The 16,157-nt window shown below is 36.0% G+C and carries 18 protein-coding genes; 11 read left to right on the top strand and 7 right to left on the bottom strand.

Translation table 11 applies throughout. From position 1 onward, the window contains the following. A partial coding sequence (locus EWM59_RS14825) for an IS256 family transposase (protein ID WP_130020228.1) occupies nt 1-919 on the bottom strand: 919 nt, incomplete at its 3' end. Nucleotides 920-1,214: 295 nt separating this feature from the next. Between EWM59_RS14825 and EWM59_RS14820 the strand changes: the two genes are divergently transcribed. Both EWM59_RS14820 and EWM59_RS14815 read left to right on the top strand, forming a co-directional pair. Further along, nucleotides 1,215-2,699, top strand: coding sequence for a helix-turn-helix domain-containing protein (locus tag EWM59_RS14820; RefSeq protein WP_130021890.1), 1,485 nt, complete (start codon nt 1,215-1,217; stop codon nt 2,697-2,699). A gap of 121 nt (nt 2,700-2,820) precedes the next feature. After that, entirely contained in the window at nt 2,821-3,600 is a 780-nt protein-coding gene (locus EWM59_RS14815; RefSeq protein WP_130021888.1) for a hypothetical protein, read from the top strand. Nucleotides 3,601-3,622: 22 nt separating this feature from the next. Here EWM59_RS14815 and EWM59_RS14810 read toward each other — a convergent pair whose 3' ends face one another. Then, complete coding sequence (locus EWM59_RS14810; protein ID WP_130021886.1) at nt 3,623-4,888, bottom strand: erythromycin esterase family protein; 1,266 nt, start codon at nt 4,886-4,888, stop codon at nt 3,623-3,625. 273 nt (nt 4,889-5,161) lie between these two features. On the opposite strand from EWM59_RS14810, the gene EWM59_RS14805 reads away from it, so the two are divergent. After that, nucleotides 5,162-5,638: a response regulator gene (locus EWM59_RS14805; RefSeq protein WP_130021884.1), complete on the top strand. Its 477-nt coding sequence runs from the start codon at nt 5,162-5,164 to the stop codon at nt 5,636-5,638. A 14-nt stretch (nt 5,639-5,652) separates the two neighbouring features. Here EWM59_RS14805 and EWM59_RS14800 read toward each other — a convergent pair whose 3' ends face one another. Beyond that, nucleotides 5,653-6,075, bottom strand: a complete 423-nt coding sequence (locus EWM59_RS14800) for a response regulator (protein WP_130021882.1) — start codon at nt 6,073-6,075, stop codon at nt 5,653-5,655. 187 nt (nt 6,076-6,262) lie between these two features. Further along, on the bottom strand, nt 6,263-6,631 hold the full coding sequence (locus EWM59_RS14795; protein ID WP_130021880.1) for a VOC family protein: 369 nt from the start codon (nt 6,629-6,631) through the stop codon (nt 6,263-6,265). 253 nt (nt 6,632-6,884) lie between these two features. Here EWM59_RS14795 and EWM59_RS14790 point away from each other — a divergent pair, with 253 nt between their 5' ends. The 4 genes from EWM59_RS14790 (at nt 6,885) to EWM59_RS14775 (ending at nt 9,918) form a co-directional block, all read left to right on the top strand. Further along, a complete protein-coding gene (locus tag EWM59_RS14790) occupies nt 6,885-7,562 on the top strand; it encodes a MotA/TolQ/ExbB proton channel family protein (RefSeq protein ID WP_130021878.1) in 678 nt (225 codons plus the stop codon). A 28-nt stretch (nt 7,563-7,590) separates the two neighbouring features. Next, nucleotides 7,591-7,992 (top strand): ExbD/TolR family protein, encoded by a 402-nt coding sequence (locus tag EWM59_RS14785; RefSeq protein ID WP_130021876.1) that lies wholly within the window; start codon nt 7,591-7,593, stop codon nt 7,990-7,992. Nucleotides 7,993-8,232: 240 nt separating this feature from the next. After that, nucleotides 8,233-9,699 carry a CCA tRNA nucleotidyltransferase gene (locus tag EWM59_RS14780; protein ID WP_130021874.1) on the top strand — a complete coding sequence of 489 codons (1,467 nt, stop codon included), beginning with the start codon at nt 8,233-8,235 and terminating at the stop codon, nt 9,697-9,699. Nucleotides 9,700-9,705: 6 nt separating this feature from the next. Beyond that, nucleotides 9,706-9,918 (top strand): hypothetical protein, encoded by a 213-nt coding sequence (locus EWM59_RS14775; RefSeq protein ID WP_130021872.1) that lies wholly within the window; start codon nt 9,706-9,708, stop codon nt 9,916-9,918. Between the two features lie 62 nt (nt 9,919-9,980). Here the strand turns inward: EWM59_RS14775 and EWM59_RS14770 are convergent, their stop codons facing one another. Together EWM59_RS14770 and pyrF are read right to left on the bottom strand one after the other, a co-directional pair. Continuing rightward, nucleotides 9,981-11,252, bottom strand: a complete 1,272-nt coding sequence (locus EWM59_RS14770; protein ID WP_130021870.1) for a DUF2851 family protein — start codon at nt 11,250-11,252, stop codon at nt 9,981-9,983. A 26-nt stretch (nt 11,253-11,278) separates the two neighbouring features. Next, nucleotides 11,279-12,115, bottom strand: coding sequence for an orotidine-5'-phosphate decarboxylase (gene pyrF, locus EWM59_RS14765; RefSeq protein ID WP_130021868.1), 837 nt, complete (start codon nt 12,113-12,115; stop codon nt 11,279-11,281). 191 nt (nt 12,116-12,306) lie between these two features. On the opposite strand from pyrF, the gene rfbC reads away from it, so the two are divergent. Continuing rightward, entirely contained in the window at nt 12,307-12,837 is a 531-nt protein-coding gene (gene rfbC / locus EWM59_RS14760; protein ID WP_130021866.1) for a dTDP-4-dehydrorhamnose 3,5-epimerase, read from the top strand. Nucleotides 12,838-13,049: 212 nt separating this feature from the next. Beyond that, nucleotides 13,050-13,844: a tyrosine-protein phosphatase gene (locus EWM59_RS14755; protein WP_130021864.1), complete on the top strand. Its 795-nt coding sequence runs from the start codon at nt 13,050-13,052 to the stop codon at nt 13,842-13,844. A gap of 150 nt (nt 13,845-13,994) precedes the next feature. Here EWM59_RS14755 and EWM59_RS14750 read toward each other — a convergent pair whose 3' ends face one another. Further along, on the bottom strand, nt 13,995-14,765 hold the full coding sequence (locus EWM59_RS14750) for a UDP-2,3-diacylglucosamine diphosphatase (protein ID WP_229239365.1): 771 nt from the start codon (nt 14,763-14,765) through the stop codon (nt 13,995-13,997). Between the two features lie 151 nt (nt 14,766-14,916). Here EWM59_RS14750 and EWM59_RS14745 point away from each other — a divergent pair, with 151 nt between their 5' ends. Continuing rightward, nucleotides 14,917-15,294 (top strand): response regulator, encoded by a 378-nt coding sequence (locus EWM59_RS14745; protein WP_130021860.1) that lies wholly within the window; start codon nt 14,917-14,919, stop codon nt 15,292-15,294. A gap of 62 nt (nt 15,295-15,356) precedes the next feature. Then, nucleotides 15,357-16,139: an MBL fold metallo-hydrolase gene (locus EWM59_RS14740; RefSeq protein WP_130021858.1), complete on the top strand. Its 783-nt coding sequence runs from the start codon at nt 15,357-15,359 to the stop codon at nt 16,137-16,139. The last annotated feature ends 18 nt before the right edge of the window (nt 16,140-16,157 follow it).

The raw sequence follows: 16,157 nt of genomic DNA, 5'->3' as shown, positions 1-16,157 counted from the left end.
TACGCCATTTCTCTTCAAGAACAAGCAAGTTCTCTTCACCAATAATACTATTGGGAGCTTGATAGACTGACTTTAAATCAACAATAAATTCTTTAATGTATTTTTCTGGAATAAAGCGTAAAGAACCTCTAATTTGGTGAACAACACACAATTGTATTTGGGTCTTAGGAAACACATTTTCAATAGCTTCCGGAAAACCTTTTAGACCATCCACACAGGAAATAAAAATATCCTCTACACCTCTATTTTTGAAATCCTGAAGTACGCTTAACCAGAATTTTGCCCCTTCACTTTCTGTCAGATAAATACCTAATACTTCTTTCTGACCTCTTAAATTCAATCCAATAACGCTATAAAGCACACGAGTATTAACCTTACCATCGGTTCTTACTTTATAGTACATCGCATCCAACCAGGCAACTACATAGATGCGTGATAATGGACGTACCTGCCATTCTCTTAACATGGGTAATACCTTGTCAGTAATACTGGTAAGTTCACTGGCAGACAAGGAATAGCCATATATTTCCTGAAGATGTTTGCCTATTTCTGAATAACTCATACCACGGCTATACATCGAAATAATTTGACCCTCTAATTGCTCTGTTAAAACAACTTGCCGCTTGGATACTATACTTGGTTCAAAACTTACAGAACGGTCTCTTGGGGTTTGCAGTTCAAATTCCCCAACATTACTTTTTACCCTTTTACTTGAAGTACCGTTTCGCCTGTTTGACTTGCCTAATGATCGCTCTTCTAATAAATGAGCTTCCATCTCACCCTGTAAGGATTGCTCTAAAAAATGCTTGAGCATGGGAGCAAAAATGCTATTCTCACCTGTTAAGGGCTTGCCTGAATATAAACCCTTGATGGCTTCTTCTTGAAAAGCCTTAAAATCGAAGTCTTGATTGGTTGCCATAAAAAAACTTTGTCTATTGTAAAATTAGAAAAATTCTAAGTTTAGTTTTGACACAGTTTAAAAAATAGTCTCATAAAGAATTTCTATTACAAATATTCACTAATTCACAATTCGCCATTCGCAATTAAAACAATCGCTAATTTTTCATTTCTTAGTAAATTAATAAAATTGTCTTTCTTTTATCCAATTCTTTAGGCTCATCATATTTTTTTCCTATCTTTAACATCAGAAACAATCACTTCAACCAACAATTAAGTATTTTTACTTACGCCCTATAACTACCAAAGATTATTAAATGAGCCTTAATACTGACAATATCCGCCTGGTTTTTGGATTAAAATTAAAACAACTGCGAATTGACAAAAGTATGTCACTGACCGACCTTGCACAGAAATCAGGTTTGTCGATGTCATATATTAATGAAATTGAGAAAGGAAAGAAGTATCCGAAATCTGATAAGATTGTGGCACTGGCAGAGGCAATGGGTGTAGATTATGATAGTCTGGTGTCGCTGAAGCTCAATAAAAAGCTCGAACCGATTTCAGAACTACTTCATTCAAATTTCCTGACCGAACTTCCCTTTGAAATTTTTGGCATCTCCCCTGCCGACCTCCTCGAATTACTTTCCGGTGCGCCTACCAAACTCAGTGCTTTTATCAGTACCATTATTGAAATAGGTCGCAATTATAACATGACGGTTGAGCAGTTTTACTTTGCCGTGTTGCGGTCGTATCAGGAAATGCACGACAATTATTTTCCGGAAATAGAAGATACTGTTGACCGCTTTTTAGCAGAACATAAGATTGGTGCCGACCAACAGATTGATGAATTTTTCTTAACGAACTTACTGACCGATAAATATGGATTTAAGATTAAGTATTTCGACGAAGAAGATTATCCGCATATTGCCAATATCCGTTCGGTTTTTCTGCCTAAAACCAATACCTTATTAATTAACAAACGTATCACTTCTGACCAACGGGCGTTTACGTTAGGACGTGAACTGGGCTTTTTATATATGAAAATGAAAGACCGCCCCTTTACATCCTCTTGGGTAGAAGTAAAATCGTTTGAAGAAATACTCAACAACTTCAATGCTTCTTACTTTGCAGGAGCTATTCTGATTCGGAGAGAAAAACTGATTGAAAAATTAGAACACTTATTTAATCAGCCAACCTGGAGTAACAGAACGCTGATTGATTTGGCAGAATATTTTCAGGCGACTCCTGAAACTCTTTACCATCGTATCAGCAATGTACTACCCAAATATTTTGGCATTGATGGTATTTTCTTCCTGCGCTTTGAAGCCCCAAACGGAAAGAAAGATTATCACCTGACCAAAGAAATGCATCTGGCCAGACGACATACCCCTCACGAAACTCAACATGAACACTATTGCCGCCGCTGGATTTCGCTGAATATCTTAGACGATGTGTCAGATTTACAGCTGAAAGGAGAAGTAAAAGAACCATTGGTAGGTGTACAGATATCTAACTACGTCGATTCCAAAAGTCAGTATTTCGTGATGTCTATGGCACGCCCCTTGAACATTATTTCAAACCTCAACATCAGCGTAACGATTGGTTTTGAAATGAGTGCTGATTTAAGAAGCAAACTTAAGTTTCTGGATGACCCTAAAATTATCACCCGTGATGTAAACCAGACTTGCGAACGCTGTAGCCTCTTCGACTGTAGAGAACGTGTAGCCGCCCCGGTTATCCTACAGAAAAAACGCCAGATAAAACAAATGAAAGAAGCGTTGAGGGCGATGGAAGGGTAATGGGTCAGAATTTGTAGTACCTTAATATTCACTAATATATTATCAACTTTATAGGAGCTGAAGTTCCTTATTGATTTCCATAATAAAGCCTAAATCATATGATATAATAAATTAATAAGCCATGAAATCAAGAGTTTTTTTAATTCTTTTTTCCTCATTTCTTGTAAATATTTCGATTGGACAAGAAATCAGCAAGTCTGATATTATAAAGTTCAAAATCAAATCGATTGAGAAAATTGATAGTGAAGGGAATATTGAGTTTATTAATTTCTATAACAACAAAGGAGACTTGATTAAAAGTAGTTCATTAAATGATAATAAGTCGCTTCAAACTGATAGAGAGCTTTTTTACAATGATTCTTCACAGCTTATCGAAGAACGAAAATATACAAGCATTGGCGACACAAATACGATTTCAAAATATTATTATAACAGTAAGAATCAGCTTATTAAAAAAGAATATATTTCGCTTGGTGAAGTCTCTGCCACTTTGATATTTGACTACGACGACAAAGGAAATACGATTAGTGCAAAACAGACATCAGAGCTAATGGGAAACAATCTAACTAAGTATAGGTATGACAATGAAAACTTTCTTATCGAGGAAGACAAATCCAATAATACAATCGGTAAAGAAGAAAGAATTAATTATAAGTACAATGATAACAAACAAATAATTGAGAAAAAAACAAAAGTTTACTATTTCAACACTACAATTACATCGACATATACTTATAATGATGCTGGTAAGTTGTCAAAAATTTTTGAAAAATCGTCGAATGGAGTTTCATCTACAAAAATATACCAATACAACGACAAAGGCATATTAATAAATGAGCTATGGGAAAGTTCAATAAGTAAAACGCCGCACAAGACAACATATCAAATAAATTTCGATTGACTTTGTATTTTTACTTATCCTCTCACCTAACCCCCACCTTAGCAGCCGATACCTTTTTTACAAACAAAACCCCATCAAAAGTCTGTGACAAAACCATTTTATTATTATTCTTCAAATCAATAAAAGTCTCATTAACAATTATATCTTTATTAAGCCAGTCGTTTTCTATTGAAAACGTAGCAGGAATATGAAGAAAATTTACCGCGCCGTCAAGAGAAGAAACTACTTGTTTAACATCTAATCCTGCAGTATCCGGAGGAGACATTTTTACTTCCTTACCGGAATTATCACTATAAGAGCCCCCACCTGCAAAAAATCCGATGGTGTACATCTTTGCACGATGCATATACCCCAGCACTTCCCCCATTACCTTTTCATTTTCATTATATTTACCTATATGAAAATTGTGCCCGATAATTATTACCGGCTGGTCTTTATATAGATTCTCAATTAACCAATGCGCATTAGCGGCCATCCCGATATCCCTCGCAGCCCACCTTGCGCTCCAGTCTTTATCTTTAAGAAATTGAAGCATATACCGCAAATAACTGATTCTGTTATTAAGAGTAAGATTAGTGAACAATAAATCCTTGGGTGCATTCTCCTTACTTTCAATAGGCAGGTCTTCCTGAATTTTACTGTAGTCATGCATGAGTTCAGTTGTTTTTGCACTTAAAGAATCGTAAATCGCCGCTCTGTTTGTCAATTCTTTCATTGCCTGACCATACCTTGATTCAAGCCCATAACTAATCAGTGAGTCCAATTTATATTTTCTTGTTACCTCTTTCAATATAAGATTAAACGACTCCCCTGACCTTTGGACATCAAACCCCGCAATTGAAATATTCTCAGCTTTAACATATTCCATTAACTCTTCAAATTCCTTGGTACGCCACGGCCCGAATAAACTGTTAATCATTTGCGAAGGACTCATATTGACTCTATTCATATCAGCATTAACTAATTCACCTATTCCAGATTCAAATAATATCACTTTAGCTCCTGTGTCTTTGTGGAGATATTTTATTAAGGAATTGCGCAACTCAAAAATCTCCTTTGAACCATGATTAGGCTCCCCTATCAGAATGATTCTCTTATTCTTGATATAAGGCGATAGATAACTCCAGTCTGGTAGCTTTTGTAAACTATCTCTAACAATAGTTTTGATATTCGTTTTCAAAAAGGAAATTTGCACATCTGTCAAAGATTGGCTGTATGTTATATCAATAGAGAATAACCATATAAGCAGACTGACTGTATAATAACTTACACAAGATTTGTAGTTCATAATTTGTATAATAAGCTTCAATATATGTTTTATTATATAAATATTTCTAAACAATCGAATATAAAACTTATTTGATTAAACTCATATAATTCCGAGAAGCATTTTTAGAACATAAAACCAGGTTATCCTAGCCTAAAGTATTTTGTACGGAAAATTCTTCTATTTCTCCGCCCCACCAAAGTTACAAAACCATCTACCATTGATATTAATGCATACAAACTGTGTGGGTGGCAGTTAGCCTGAATAATTGTCCGATAATAAAATGCTCCATTTATGAAATATGTATTAACCGATAATTACGCCCCTATAAAAGTACTATTAGCTGAAGATGATGAAGACGACCAGTTCTTTTTCTCTGATGCCCTTGCCGAACTTCCGTTCCCGACAGAACTGACCATCGTGAGCAATGGACATGATGCCGTTGAAAAACTGACACACGCAGACAGCAAGCCGGATATTATTTTTCTGGATTTGAATATGCCTAAAATGAATGGAAAAGAATGCTTAAAGCAGATTCGGACTAACAAACGCTATAAAACTACGCCTTGTATTATTCTCAGCACTTCTTCGGCACATGCTGAAATTGAAGAAACCTACTATGCTGGTGCCAATTTGTATATACTTAAACCCAATGAAGGCCATAATCTGTTGAAGATGGTTAACAAGGTCTTGAAACTGGACTGGAAAGAAAACTTCACCCCGGAAAAAGAATTATATTTTCTGTCGGAAAGAATGTTGCAAAGAGCCTGATAGGCTCCTGAAATCTAAGTTGCATTAGGATGCTTACAAATAGCCCAGTAGGTCATTATTATTCGCATATGGTTCTTAATTTGTTCAAAATCATATTCTTTCTTAAAGAAACCCTGCACCGTAAATTCCATATAAGCTTCGTTGACCAATTTCTGACTTGCGGAGGTAGAATAAAACACAAAAGGAATACTCTTTCTTCGCATTTCAAGATTGCTATCTATTTGCCTTTTAAATTCCATACCACTTTGTAAGGGCAGATTAATATCACATATAATAATAAACGGACTATCTGTGGTAGTATCAAGATATTGACGGGCATCTATACAATTCTTAAACCATATAATTTTATTAGGTAGATTTAATTCAGTCAAGACTTCTTCAAGAATATCCTTGTCATCAGAATCGTCCTCTATTAGTATAATAGGGCGTGCTTTCATTGTTGTGGTAGTTTTTTTAATATAACCATCTGACAAGAAAATGGTTTATAACTATTGTTAATTGTGCGGTCTTTAGGGTGATTCCAATATTTTAGGAATACCCCTATCACACCTTACAGTTTGGCTAAATATTTAATCCACAATAGATTTATCTGCCCCAATACCAAGCATTCTTAGCACGCAAAACCTACTTTCCCCACTGTTGCACAACAATTCCCAACTGCTTATCCATTAAAGCAAATTCTCTGGCACCCCATGGACGAAGCGTAATTTTACTCAGATTGGGGTGCAATAAATGCGGATGCGATGCAGAAACTTTGGCATATACTTCTTCAATATTATCTGTTACGAGTCTTAATTCGGGATTATGCTCTTTTGCTAATGCTTCATCCTGAAAGATATTTATATGTAAATTTCCTTTCGATACTACGCAAAATGGCCTGTATGACTTGATTTCGTCATATTCAATCCTGAATTCAAGACAATCAACAAACGTTTTAAGTGCCTCTTGTATATCAATGTAGAAAATATTGGGTACCAGCCTGATAAAATTCATAACTATTCAGCGTAAGGTTATAGTTTAATTAACTGTACAAACGTAAAAATAAAATCCATATCATTCTTTGTTCCCGTTCGAAATTGATTTTAATCAAGTGTCAGATAATAAGTAATCATTAAAATATTGCGTTTAATCAATTTCAGTCTTAACAATCGTGGTATTCTTCTGATATACTTTAAAAAAAACGCTAACTTGCATACTAAATTCAGCTTTCTTAAAGTTTATAACGAAAACCTATATTCTTTGCCTCATGCTACAACCAATTTTGCTTCAAGTTACAGATTCAACTTCAACTGCAGCAAATGCCCAATCGATTAATTATCTAAGCCTGTTATTGAAAGGTGGCGTTGTTGTTTATCCCTTATTATTTTTACTGTTTTTGTCCATATTTTTCATTGTAGAGCGTTACCTGTTTATCAAGGGTGCTTCTAACATTGATTTTGGCTTTCTGAGAACATTAAAAGACAATATCTTACGTGGCGACTTACGTACGGCCATTACCCTTTGTAAAAGTACCAACCTGCCGATTTCACGTATATTGGAAAAAGGTATCACACGTATTGGCCGACCAGTAAAAGACATTGAAAGTGCGATGGAAATCCAGGCGAATCTGGAAGTTTCTAAAATGGAAAAAAACATGGGTTACCTTGGGCTGATTGCCGGGGTTGCACCTATTCTGGGTTTCATCGGTACCATTTCGGGTATTATCCGTATCTTCTATGATATTGCCACTACCGGAAACTTCACTATCGAAATTATCGCCAATGGTTTGTACGAAAAAATGATTTCATCATTTACAGGTCTTATTGTAGGCGTTATTGCCTATGCCGGTTATCATGGCATCAATATGTTGATTGATAAGTTCGGGATTCATCTGCAAGCTACTGTGATGGACTTCCTGGATACTCTGAACGAACCAGCCAGATAATTTTTCACTCATCTGATTTTTTATAGGAATGAAATTAAAAAGACAGAGAAGATTCGAAGCCGAAATATCAACAGCCTCATTGAACGACATCATGTTTTTCCTGTTGTTATTCTTCCTGATTATATCTACTTTGGGGAACCCCAACGTAATCAAGTTGCTTTTACCTAAATCATCTAAATCAACACACGATGTAAGCAAGCAACCTATTTCGTTGACAATTACCAAAGACAAGGTTTATTATATTAATAGCACGCCCGTGCCATTTCCTCAATTAGAGGAAAGGCTGATAGCAGCTACTGCAAATATGGAAGAACCAACGGTAGTATTAAGAGCAGAAAGCTCGCTTACTGTACAGGATTTAGTAGATGCGATGTCGTTAGGAGCAAAACTCAAGATACGGATGGTATTAGCCACTGAACTTTCTAAATAAAAGCCGTAACGCTTAAATAGATTTTGTATAGCCGATAAAATTATCGGCTATTTTTTTATCTATACGCCCTAAAATCTTGAATCCTTATTAAATTGCAACTTTTCTCAGTAATTATACTGTTAAAAACAAACTTGCTGTTTTTAATGTCTTAAACTCTGATTTAATGATTACACTGAATCTACTTTATAGTAATTATCTATGTTCAGTGAAATTACAGTTCAAGACACAACAACTTATATAATGAATTTTAAAGAAAATATAGCTAACGAACCAATTTTCGACATAATTGCCCGTTCGGCCACTGAACTGGGGTTGGAGGCGTATGTCATTGGCGGATATGTACGTGACCTGATACTGAAAAGACCTAATAAAGATATTGATGTAGTTTGTCTGGGTAGTGGCATTGGTTTAGCAGAAAGAGTGGCCAGTAAATTAGGTGATAAGGTACATGTGAGTTTTTTTAAAAACTTTGGTACAGCCCAGATTAAAATAGATGATTTGGAGGTAGAGTTTGTAGGAGCCAGAAAAGAGTCTTACCGCCTGGAGTCTCGTAAACCTTTGGTAGAAGATGGGACTTTAGAAGACGACCAGCAAAGACGTGATTTCACGATTAATGCCTTGGGTATTTCGCTAAATATCAACGATTTTGGTCAGCTTATTGACCCTTTTGATGGGGTAGCTGATATTCAGAAGAAAATTATCCGAACACCATTGAGTCCGGAAATTACTTTTTCTGACGACCCACTACGTATGATGCGAGCCATCCGTTTTGCTTCGCAATTAGGTTTTGATATTGAAGGAACAACTTTCGATGCCATTGCGGCTATGAAAGACCGTATTAGTATTGTATCGCAGGAACGGATTACCGAAGAACTGAATAAGATTGTGCTATCCAGAACACCATCTTATGGGTTCAAACTCTTGTTTTATACAGGTCTGCTACAAATCATTTTCCCTGAATTCTGCGAGTTACAGGGAGTTGAAACGCAGGATGGCAAAGGGCATAAAGATAATTTTTATCATACCTTGCAGGTATTAGACAATGTGGCAGTCAAATCAAACGACTTATGGCTACGCTGGGCGGCAATTCTGCACGATATTGCCAAACCTGCCACCAAACGTTTTCACCCAAAGGCAGGATGGACTTTTCATGGGCATGAAGAATTAGGGGCAAAAATGACACCGGGTATTTTCAGGAAGTTGAAATTGCCGTTAGACGCCAAGATGAAGATGGTAAAGAATCTGGTAAGACTGCATTTACGCCCGATTGCTCTCGCTAAAGAAGGTGTAACAGATTCAGCGCTCCGCAGAGTATTATTTGAAGCAGGTAATGATATTGAATATCTGATGATTTTGTGCAGGGCAGATATTACCTCCAAAGATATGAACAAAGTAAAGCGCTATTTAAGCAACTTTGATAAAGTGGAAGAAATGCTGATAGAACTGGAGGCTAAAGACAAACTTCGTAATTTTCAGCCTGTTATTACAGGAGAAATTATTATGGAAGTATTTGCTTTGAAACCATCCCGTGAAGTAGGTGATATAAAGGTAGCTATCAGAGAGGCTATTCTTGATGGCATCATCCCGAATGACTTCGATATAGCTTATGATTTTATGCTTGCAGAGGGAGAAAAGCTAAATTTTAAACCAGTAAAGAGTAAAGAACAAATAAAGGAATTTGCACATTCACTTGAACCTAAATCTTAATTTTTTATGAATAATGACGAAAACGCCAAGTTTAAAAGAACTTTAGGAGGAATATTAACAGGAATAGGCTTAATATTATTACTTTTTGCCTGTGCCGCTTTTATGTCGAGCAATAATAGACTTATGGGATTTGATGTAGAAGGAGCCCGAAAAATTGCTCCGGCTATATTGGGTTTTATTCTGATGGTATCAGGCATAAGTCTGATTAACCGTGCTTAGGTTTATTTTGGCCGATAAAATAAATGCCTTGAAGTTTAGCTCTCAAGGCATTTTGTTTTTAATTATTTCTTTAAAATCTCTACACCTATATTACACTGCAAGCATTTTTTCTGGCTACAGAAATTGTTATATAATTCAATACTTGCCTGCGCATCAAAAGCAGATTTTATGGTTAACCCAAGATTTTTCCACATATCAATAATATGATTACTTTCCGGTGGCAAAGACTCTAAAAATGCAATGGCTCTATCCATATAGGATTGATTATCCATTTTCTGAGAATAGCAAGCCAGTAAAGGTATAACTGTATTGATTAAAAGATTATCTACCGAATCTTTCCCTATTCCTTTGCTTTTCCGTTCTGCCTTTTTGTCAAAATGATAATGCTCCTGCCAGTACTCTGATTGTTGAATCTGAAGTGCCCTGCGTAAATCTTCGATAGATTCAGTTTGGGTAAACAAGGAGAAAAAACTTTTTTGTAGGGTAATTAACTTTGCCAGTTGGGCAATTCTGATAGTCGGGAAATTGGCCGGACGTGTACGAAGCAGTTTCCACTCGTGCACATTCAACATCTGGGCTTTCAATGAAAACTTAACTGCAAAGAAATTATATTCCTGTGCTAATTTCTTTGAATATTCGTCTACTTCTTCCAATAATCCCGATTGTCCGAAAAGAATGGCTTCAATCTGCGTAAGATTATCCCGATGCTTTTGCAGGATTTTCAAAGGTAGATTTTTAGCCAGCCGAAGAAAAGCTTCAGAATTAATTTTAAAGCCAAAGTTTTTAGCCAGTAGCTGATAGGTAGTTTCCTCCCAGTCTCCATTATTTTCCCCTAATAATTCCTCTACAATTTTCGATTTCTGTATCAGTCTTTTCGCCAATACTTTATCTAAAGTAGCAATTCTGGCTAAAGCTGAAACAGTCCTGAATTGTGAAGCACAAGGAATTACAGTTTTATTGGCAAGAAGAGTCTGAAATTTGTTCAATAATACTCCATCTGTAATTGGTCTCAACTCCAGCGTCGGAATTTCGCTGCCATCTTCCCGTAAAATAGGCTTATCATGGTGCCATACTACATGCAGAATTACATTATTATAAGCACCATCAAATTGGTGATTATGGTTATTCCAGTCTGACGATTTAATATGAATCTCGATATTGCCTGCCCATTCTATTTCTCCAATCTGTAGCCTTGCTTGCGAAAAATCAGGACCTGCATCGGTATTAAGAATACCGGTTTTCAGAACCTTGATAGGCTCCTGATTTGTTGTTTGTAGCAATGTTTTATTAAATTGTTGAAATTGCCACAGGTAGTGAATAAAAGCTTCTGTCATAGTGCTATAAGCCTATCAACTTAAAATTATACAATTGCTGAAAGGTACTTTTCCATTTCCTGCTGTACTTTTTTTGCTTCTTCTTCAGCTCTTTCAGCAAAATCTTCTCCACTGGAAGCATAAATAATTGCTCTTGATGAGTTTACTAAAAGCCCGCATTTTTTATTCATTCCATAACGTGATACTTCTTCAAGGCTACCCCCTTGCGCGCCCACTCCTGGCACTAATAGAAAATGGTCTGGAACTATTTCACGAATCTCAGCTAATTTATCGGCTTGTGTAGCACCTACTACATACATCAAAGATTCGCTACTTCCCCACTCCTGCGACTTTGTAAGTACCTGTTGATATAATTTTTTTGGCTCGCCTTCAACTTCAATTTTCAAGTGCTGAAAATCATTGCTTCCTACATTAGAGGTAAGTGCCAGCAATATAACCCATTTATTCTCAAAAGCTAAAAAGGGCTGTACAGAATCTCTACCCATATAAGGGGCTACTGTAACAGCGTCAAAATCGAAGCCTGAAGAATTTTTATCAAAAAATGTACGTGCGTATAGTTCTGAGGTATTCCCTATGTCTCCTCTTTTGGCATCAGCAATTGTAAAACATTCTTTTGGGATATATTTCATTGTCTTTTGCAGGCTTTCCCAACCCTTTACTCCCATTGCTTCATAAAACGCAATATTTGGTTTGTAAGCAACGGCATATGGGGCAGTAGCATCAATAATCTGTCGATTAAATTCAAAAACCGGATCTTTGGCTTGCAAAAGGTGTGGTGGTATTTTTTTTATGTCTGTATCAAGTCCTACACATAGGTAAGATTTTTTCAATAAAATTTGTTCAAAAAGCGCTTGTTTGGTCATAAATTAAAAAATTTTAGCAAATTTCTTCAATTCTATTGATTTAATTGAAAAAGTCCCTGGAAATTATTTCAGAAGTGTTACTTTTGCATTAAATAATTGTAGATCGAAACCTGATAGTCAGTATTATCTTTTTGCAATGGAAAAAGCAGATAAATATTTCCTGCTAATCTAAAAATCGAATATAAAGAATAATGGAGTTTAGACAAACATCTATCGAGGGTTTAATAGAAATTTTTCCTCGTATTTTTGGCGATGAAAGAGGATATTTTTTAGAATCTTATCACAAAAAAGCCTTCGCTGATAATGGCATTCCTTTTGATTTTGTACAAGATAATCAGTCTCTATCTTCTTCGGGTGTATTGCGGGGCTTACACTTTCAGACAGACCCACATGCACAAGGAAAACTGGTAAGAGTTATTATGGGAAAAGCGCTAGATGTAGCGGTAGATTTACGCCCGGGTTCTCCTACTTTCGGCAAACATGAAAAGTTTCTTTTAGATGCTACAACTCAGAACATGGTTTATATTCCTGCCGGATTTGCCCACGGTTTCCTTGCTTTAGAACAGTGCTTGTTTACGTATAAATGTACAAACTTTTACGATAAATCTTCGGAAGGAGGAATTATTTGGAATGACCCTGAACTTGCCATTGACTGGGGTATTGAACAGCCAAATATCTCACAAAAAGATTTAGAATTGCCGAGATTCAGAGATATTTTTTAAGATGAACAACGCATCCATGTTGTCATAAATAATACCAATTTTATCATCTTTTAAATATTTTTTTTTAACCTATTGATATTAAGCATTTGCTACCGCTTAGTATATTTCTACAAATAAAGGGGTGCTTTGGCACGGTGTTGGTTTACATTTGTAATCATGGAGAAATCCATTTTGAATGAATCCTGAATTAAGCCACAAAACAACAAAATTCAATGTTTGAAACATTGTTCAAAAAACCTCTATTAGGAAAAAATAGTGCTTTTACCCAACACCCACTAACTGTCGATGTACACGCTCATATTCTACCCCACTTAGATGATGGAGCTTCTAACATTGACCAAAGTATTACCATTATAAGAGCACTTCAAGCCTTAGGATACAAAAAAATTATTGCTACGCCTCATGTAATGAGTGGTTTTTATAACAACTCATATGAAGATATTCTTCAATCCCTACACCTTTTGAGAAGTATTCTGAAAAGAAATAACATTCATGTTGAAATAGATGCTTCGGCAGAATATTATTTGGAAGATAATTTATTCAGATTAATTGAACTTGGTGAAATATTATCATTCGGGAATCAGAAAAAATATCTATTATTTGAAGCCTCTTTTATTAGCAAACCCTCTTATCTCATTGAATCTGCCCATCGTATCCAACAGGCAGGATATATTCCGGTATTGGCGCATCCCGAACGTTATATTTCTTTAAACAATATTGATACACTTACCAGATTATTATTCAATGGTGTTCTCTTTCAGGTAAATATCGGTTCATTGACAGGCTATTATTCTAAACAGGCACAGGAAATAGCTGAAACTTTGGTAAAGAAAAATATGGTAGCTTTTTTTGGTACCAATTGCCATAACGAAAGTCAGTTGAAAAGTATCAAATCTGCCTTTGAGTTACCTTATTTTCAGCATGCAGCTAAAGAAAATGTGCTGAATAACTCATTGATGGAGACCGAAACCCAGTATTGGTCATCAAAAATGTACGCCAAAATTTGATAGTTTAGTGAGTTCTGGCTATAAAGAAGATTATTATTATAGAAAGAAAACACTTTAACTTAAAGCCCTTTACTGTTAATAGCACCAGTATTTTTATTTGCCTATTAAAATCGCATTGCCGACTTAGCATCACCATATCATTTGTGTATGCTATATATCAAATTTTAGTGATTTCAAAACTACATCACTGCCATCAAAAACGGCATAGCTATCATACCATATCCAATCGCCAAGATTGATATATCTGGCGGTTGGTGAAAGTACAATATCTACTTTGGTATGCCTGTGTCCGAATATATAATAGTCGTGGTGTTCTTTAGATTCCACTTCTTTTGAGTAACCAACCAAAAACTCTTTATCATCGCCCAGATATTTTTCTTCCTCTTTCTTTTTCCTCCAGCTGAATTTAGTCCATAGTCCTCCCAGATACATTCCCAAATTCGGGTGCATTACTCTGTTAAATAAAAATCGGGGAAGTTTACCTTCAAAAATTACCTGAAGCAGCTTATAGGCATAATCTCCTTTGCCAAGCCCGTCTCCATGACCTATATAAAATTTCTTATTATTAAAAACATAGCTTTTGGGCCTACGTATGGTCTCAATGTTTAATTCTGTTTCAAAATAATCAGTCATCCACATATCTCTGTTGCCTAAAAAAACTACAATTTCGATACCTGAATCTGATAATTCCCCTAACTTACCCATAAACCTTACAAAGCCTTTCGGCACTACTCTTTTGTACTCAAACCAAAAATCAAACAAGTCGCCAACCAGAAAAATAATTTCGGCATCTTTTTTAATCGTATCCAGCCATGCTACAATTCGTTTTTCTCTATTCAGGCTGTCGGCATGTGTAGGAGCTCCCAAATGAAAATCAGAAGCAAAATATATCTTTTTCCCGGGTAATAAGTTTCTATTCAAGCGTCTACAATTGAAGTTCAGAAGTTGGATATTTATTATATTTCTGCAAAAATACATATTTTATCAGGCTTAAATAAAATTTGATTTTGTTAAAGGGCTTCTTTCCTTATATTTACATCAAAATAGCGTAGACCAAACTTTAACAAAATATATGCCTTCAATGAAACGAGTATTGATAGCCGAAGATAGTTCCGTAATTCAGAACTTAGCAAAGAAAATCCTGGAGTTTCAGAATTTTGAAATAACAGCCGTAAAAAATGGAGAGCAAGTAATGCAACTACTTGAAAAAGAAGACTTTGACATTCTGCTTCTTGATATAAATATGCCAATTATGGACGGCATGGAGTGCATCAAAGCTATTCGTGAGTTGGGTGATAAGAAAAAAGCGAATGTTCCGGCAGTGGCTATCACCGGAAATGCGAAAAACTATTCTGAAGACGACTTCAAAAATGCAGGATTCAACGATGCTTTAATGAAGCCTTTGAATTTTGATAAACTGGTAACAGTTGTAAAGAGCTTAACAGAATAGTTGTAAAGAATATTTAATTATCCGGTAGGAATCTGCAAAGATTACCTACCGCAATCTTCAGCATGCAAGTAACTTTTCTCGGAACAGGTACCTCAGCGGGTGTTCCCGTGCTTACGTGCAGATGCGAAGTCTGTAATTCTTTAGATTTCAGAGACAAGCGTCTGAGAGTATCTGTTTGGATTGAAGTGAATGGCAAAAGTTTTATTATAGATACCGGCCCCGATTTCAGACAGCAGGCTTTGCGTGAAAGAATTTCGCAACTTGATGCCATTATTTACACCCACGAACACAAAGACCATACTGCCGGCCTTGATGATGTTCGCCCGTTCAATTACCTCAACGGTATCAGACACCTCAATATTTATGGCCATCCAAGAGTATTAAACCAATTAAAGCGAGAGTTTGCCTACGCCTTTGAGGATATAAAATATCCGGGTGTACCCCTACTAAACCTGAAAGAAATCTCTTCTGAAGAATCAGGAAGTATCAATATTGAGGGAATAGAATTTATCACTATTGAGGTACTTCACCATCGCTTACCTGTGTTGGGATTTCGTATCGGTGGCTTCACCTATATAACTGATGTCAATTTCATTTCTGAAAAAGAAATGGAGAAAATTTATGGTACACAAGTACTCGTTTTAGGTGCTTTACAACATGAACCGCATATCTCTCATTTTAATTTAAGTCAGGCCATTGAGGTTGCGCAGAAAATAAATGCCCCTCTTACCTATTTTACCCATATCAGCCATAAAATGGGACTACATACAGAAGTGGACAAAATGCTGCCTGACAATATCCAGCTGGCTTATGATGGTTTAAAAATCAGCTTACCGAACCCTTGATAAGCAATTGTTGTTTTT

The sequence above is a fragment of the Emticicia agri genome (genome assembly GCF_004168285.1).
In the GTDB taxonomy this organism is placed as follows: Bacteria; Bacteroidota; Bacteroidia; order Cytophagales; family Spirosomataceae; genus Emticicia; species Emticicia agri.
The sequence above is the reverse complement of the archived record's forward strand: the minus strand, read 5'-3'. Positions and strand labels throughout refer to the sequence as shown.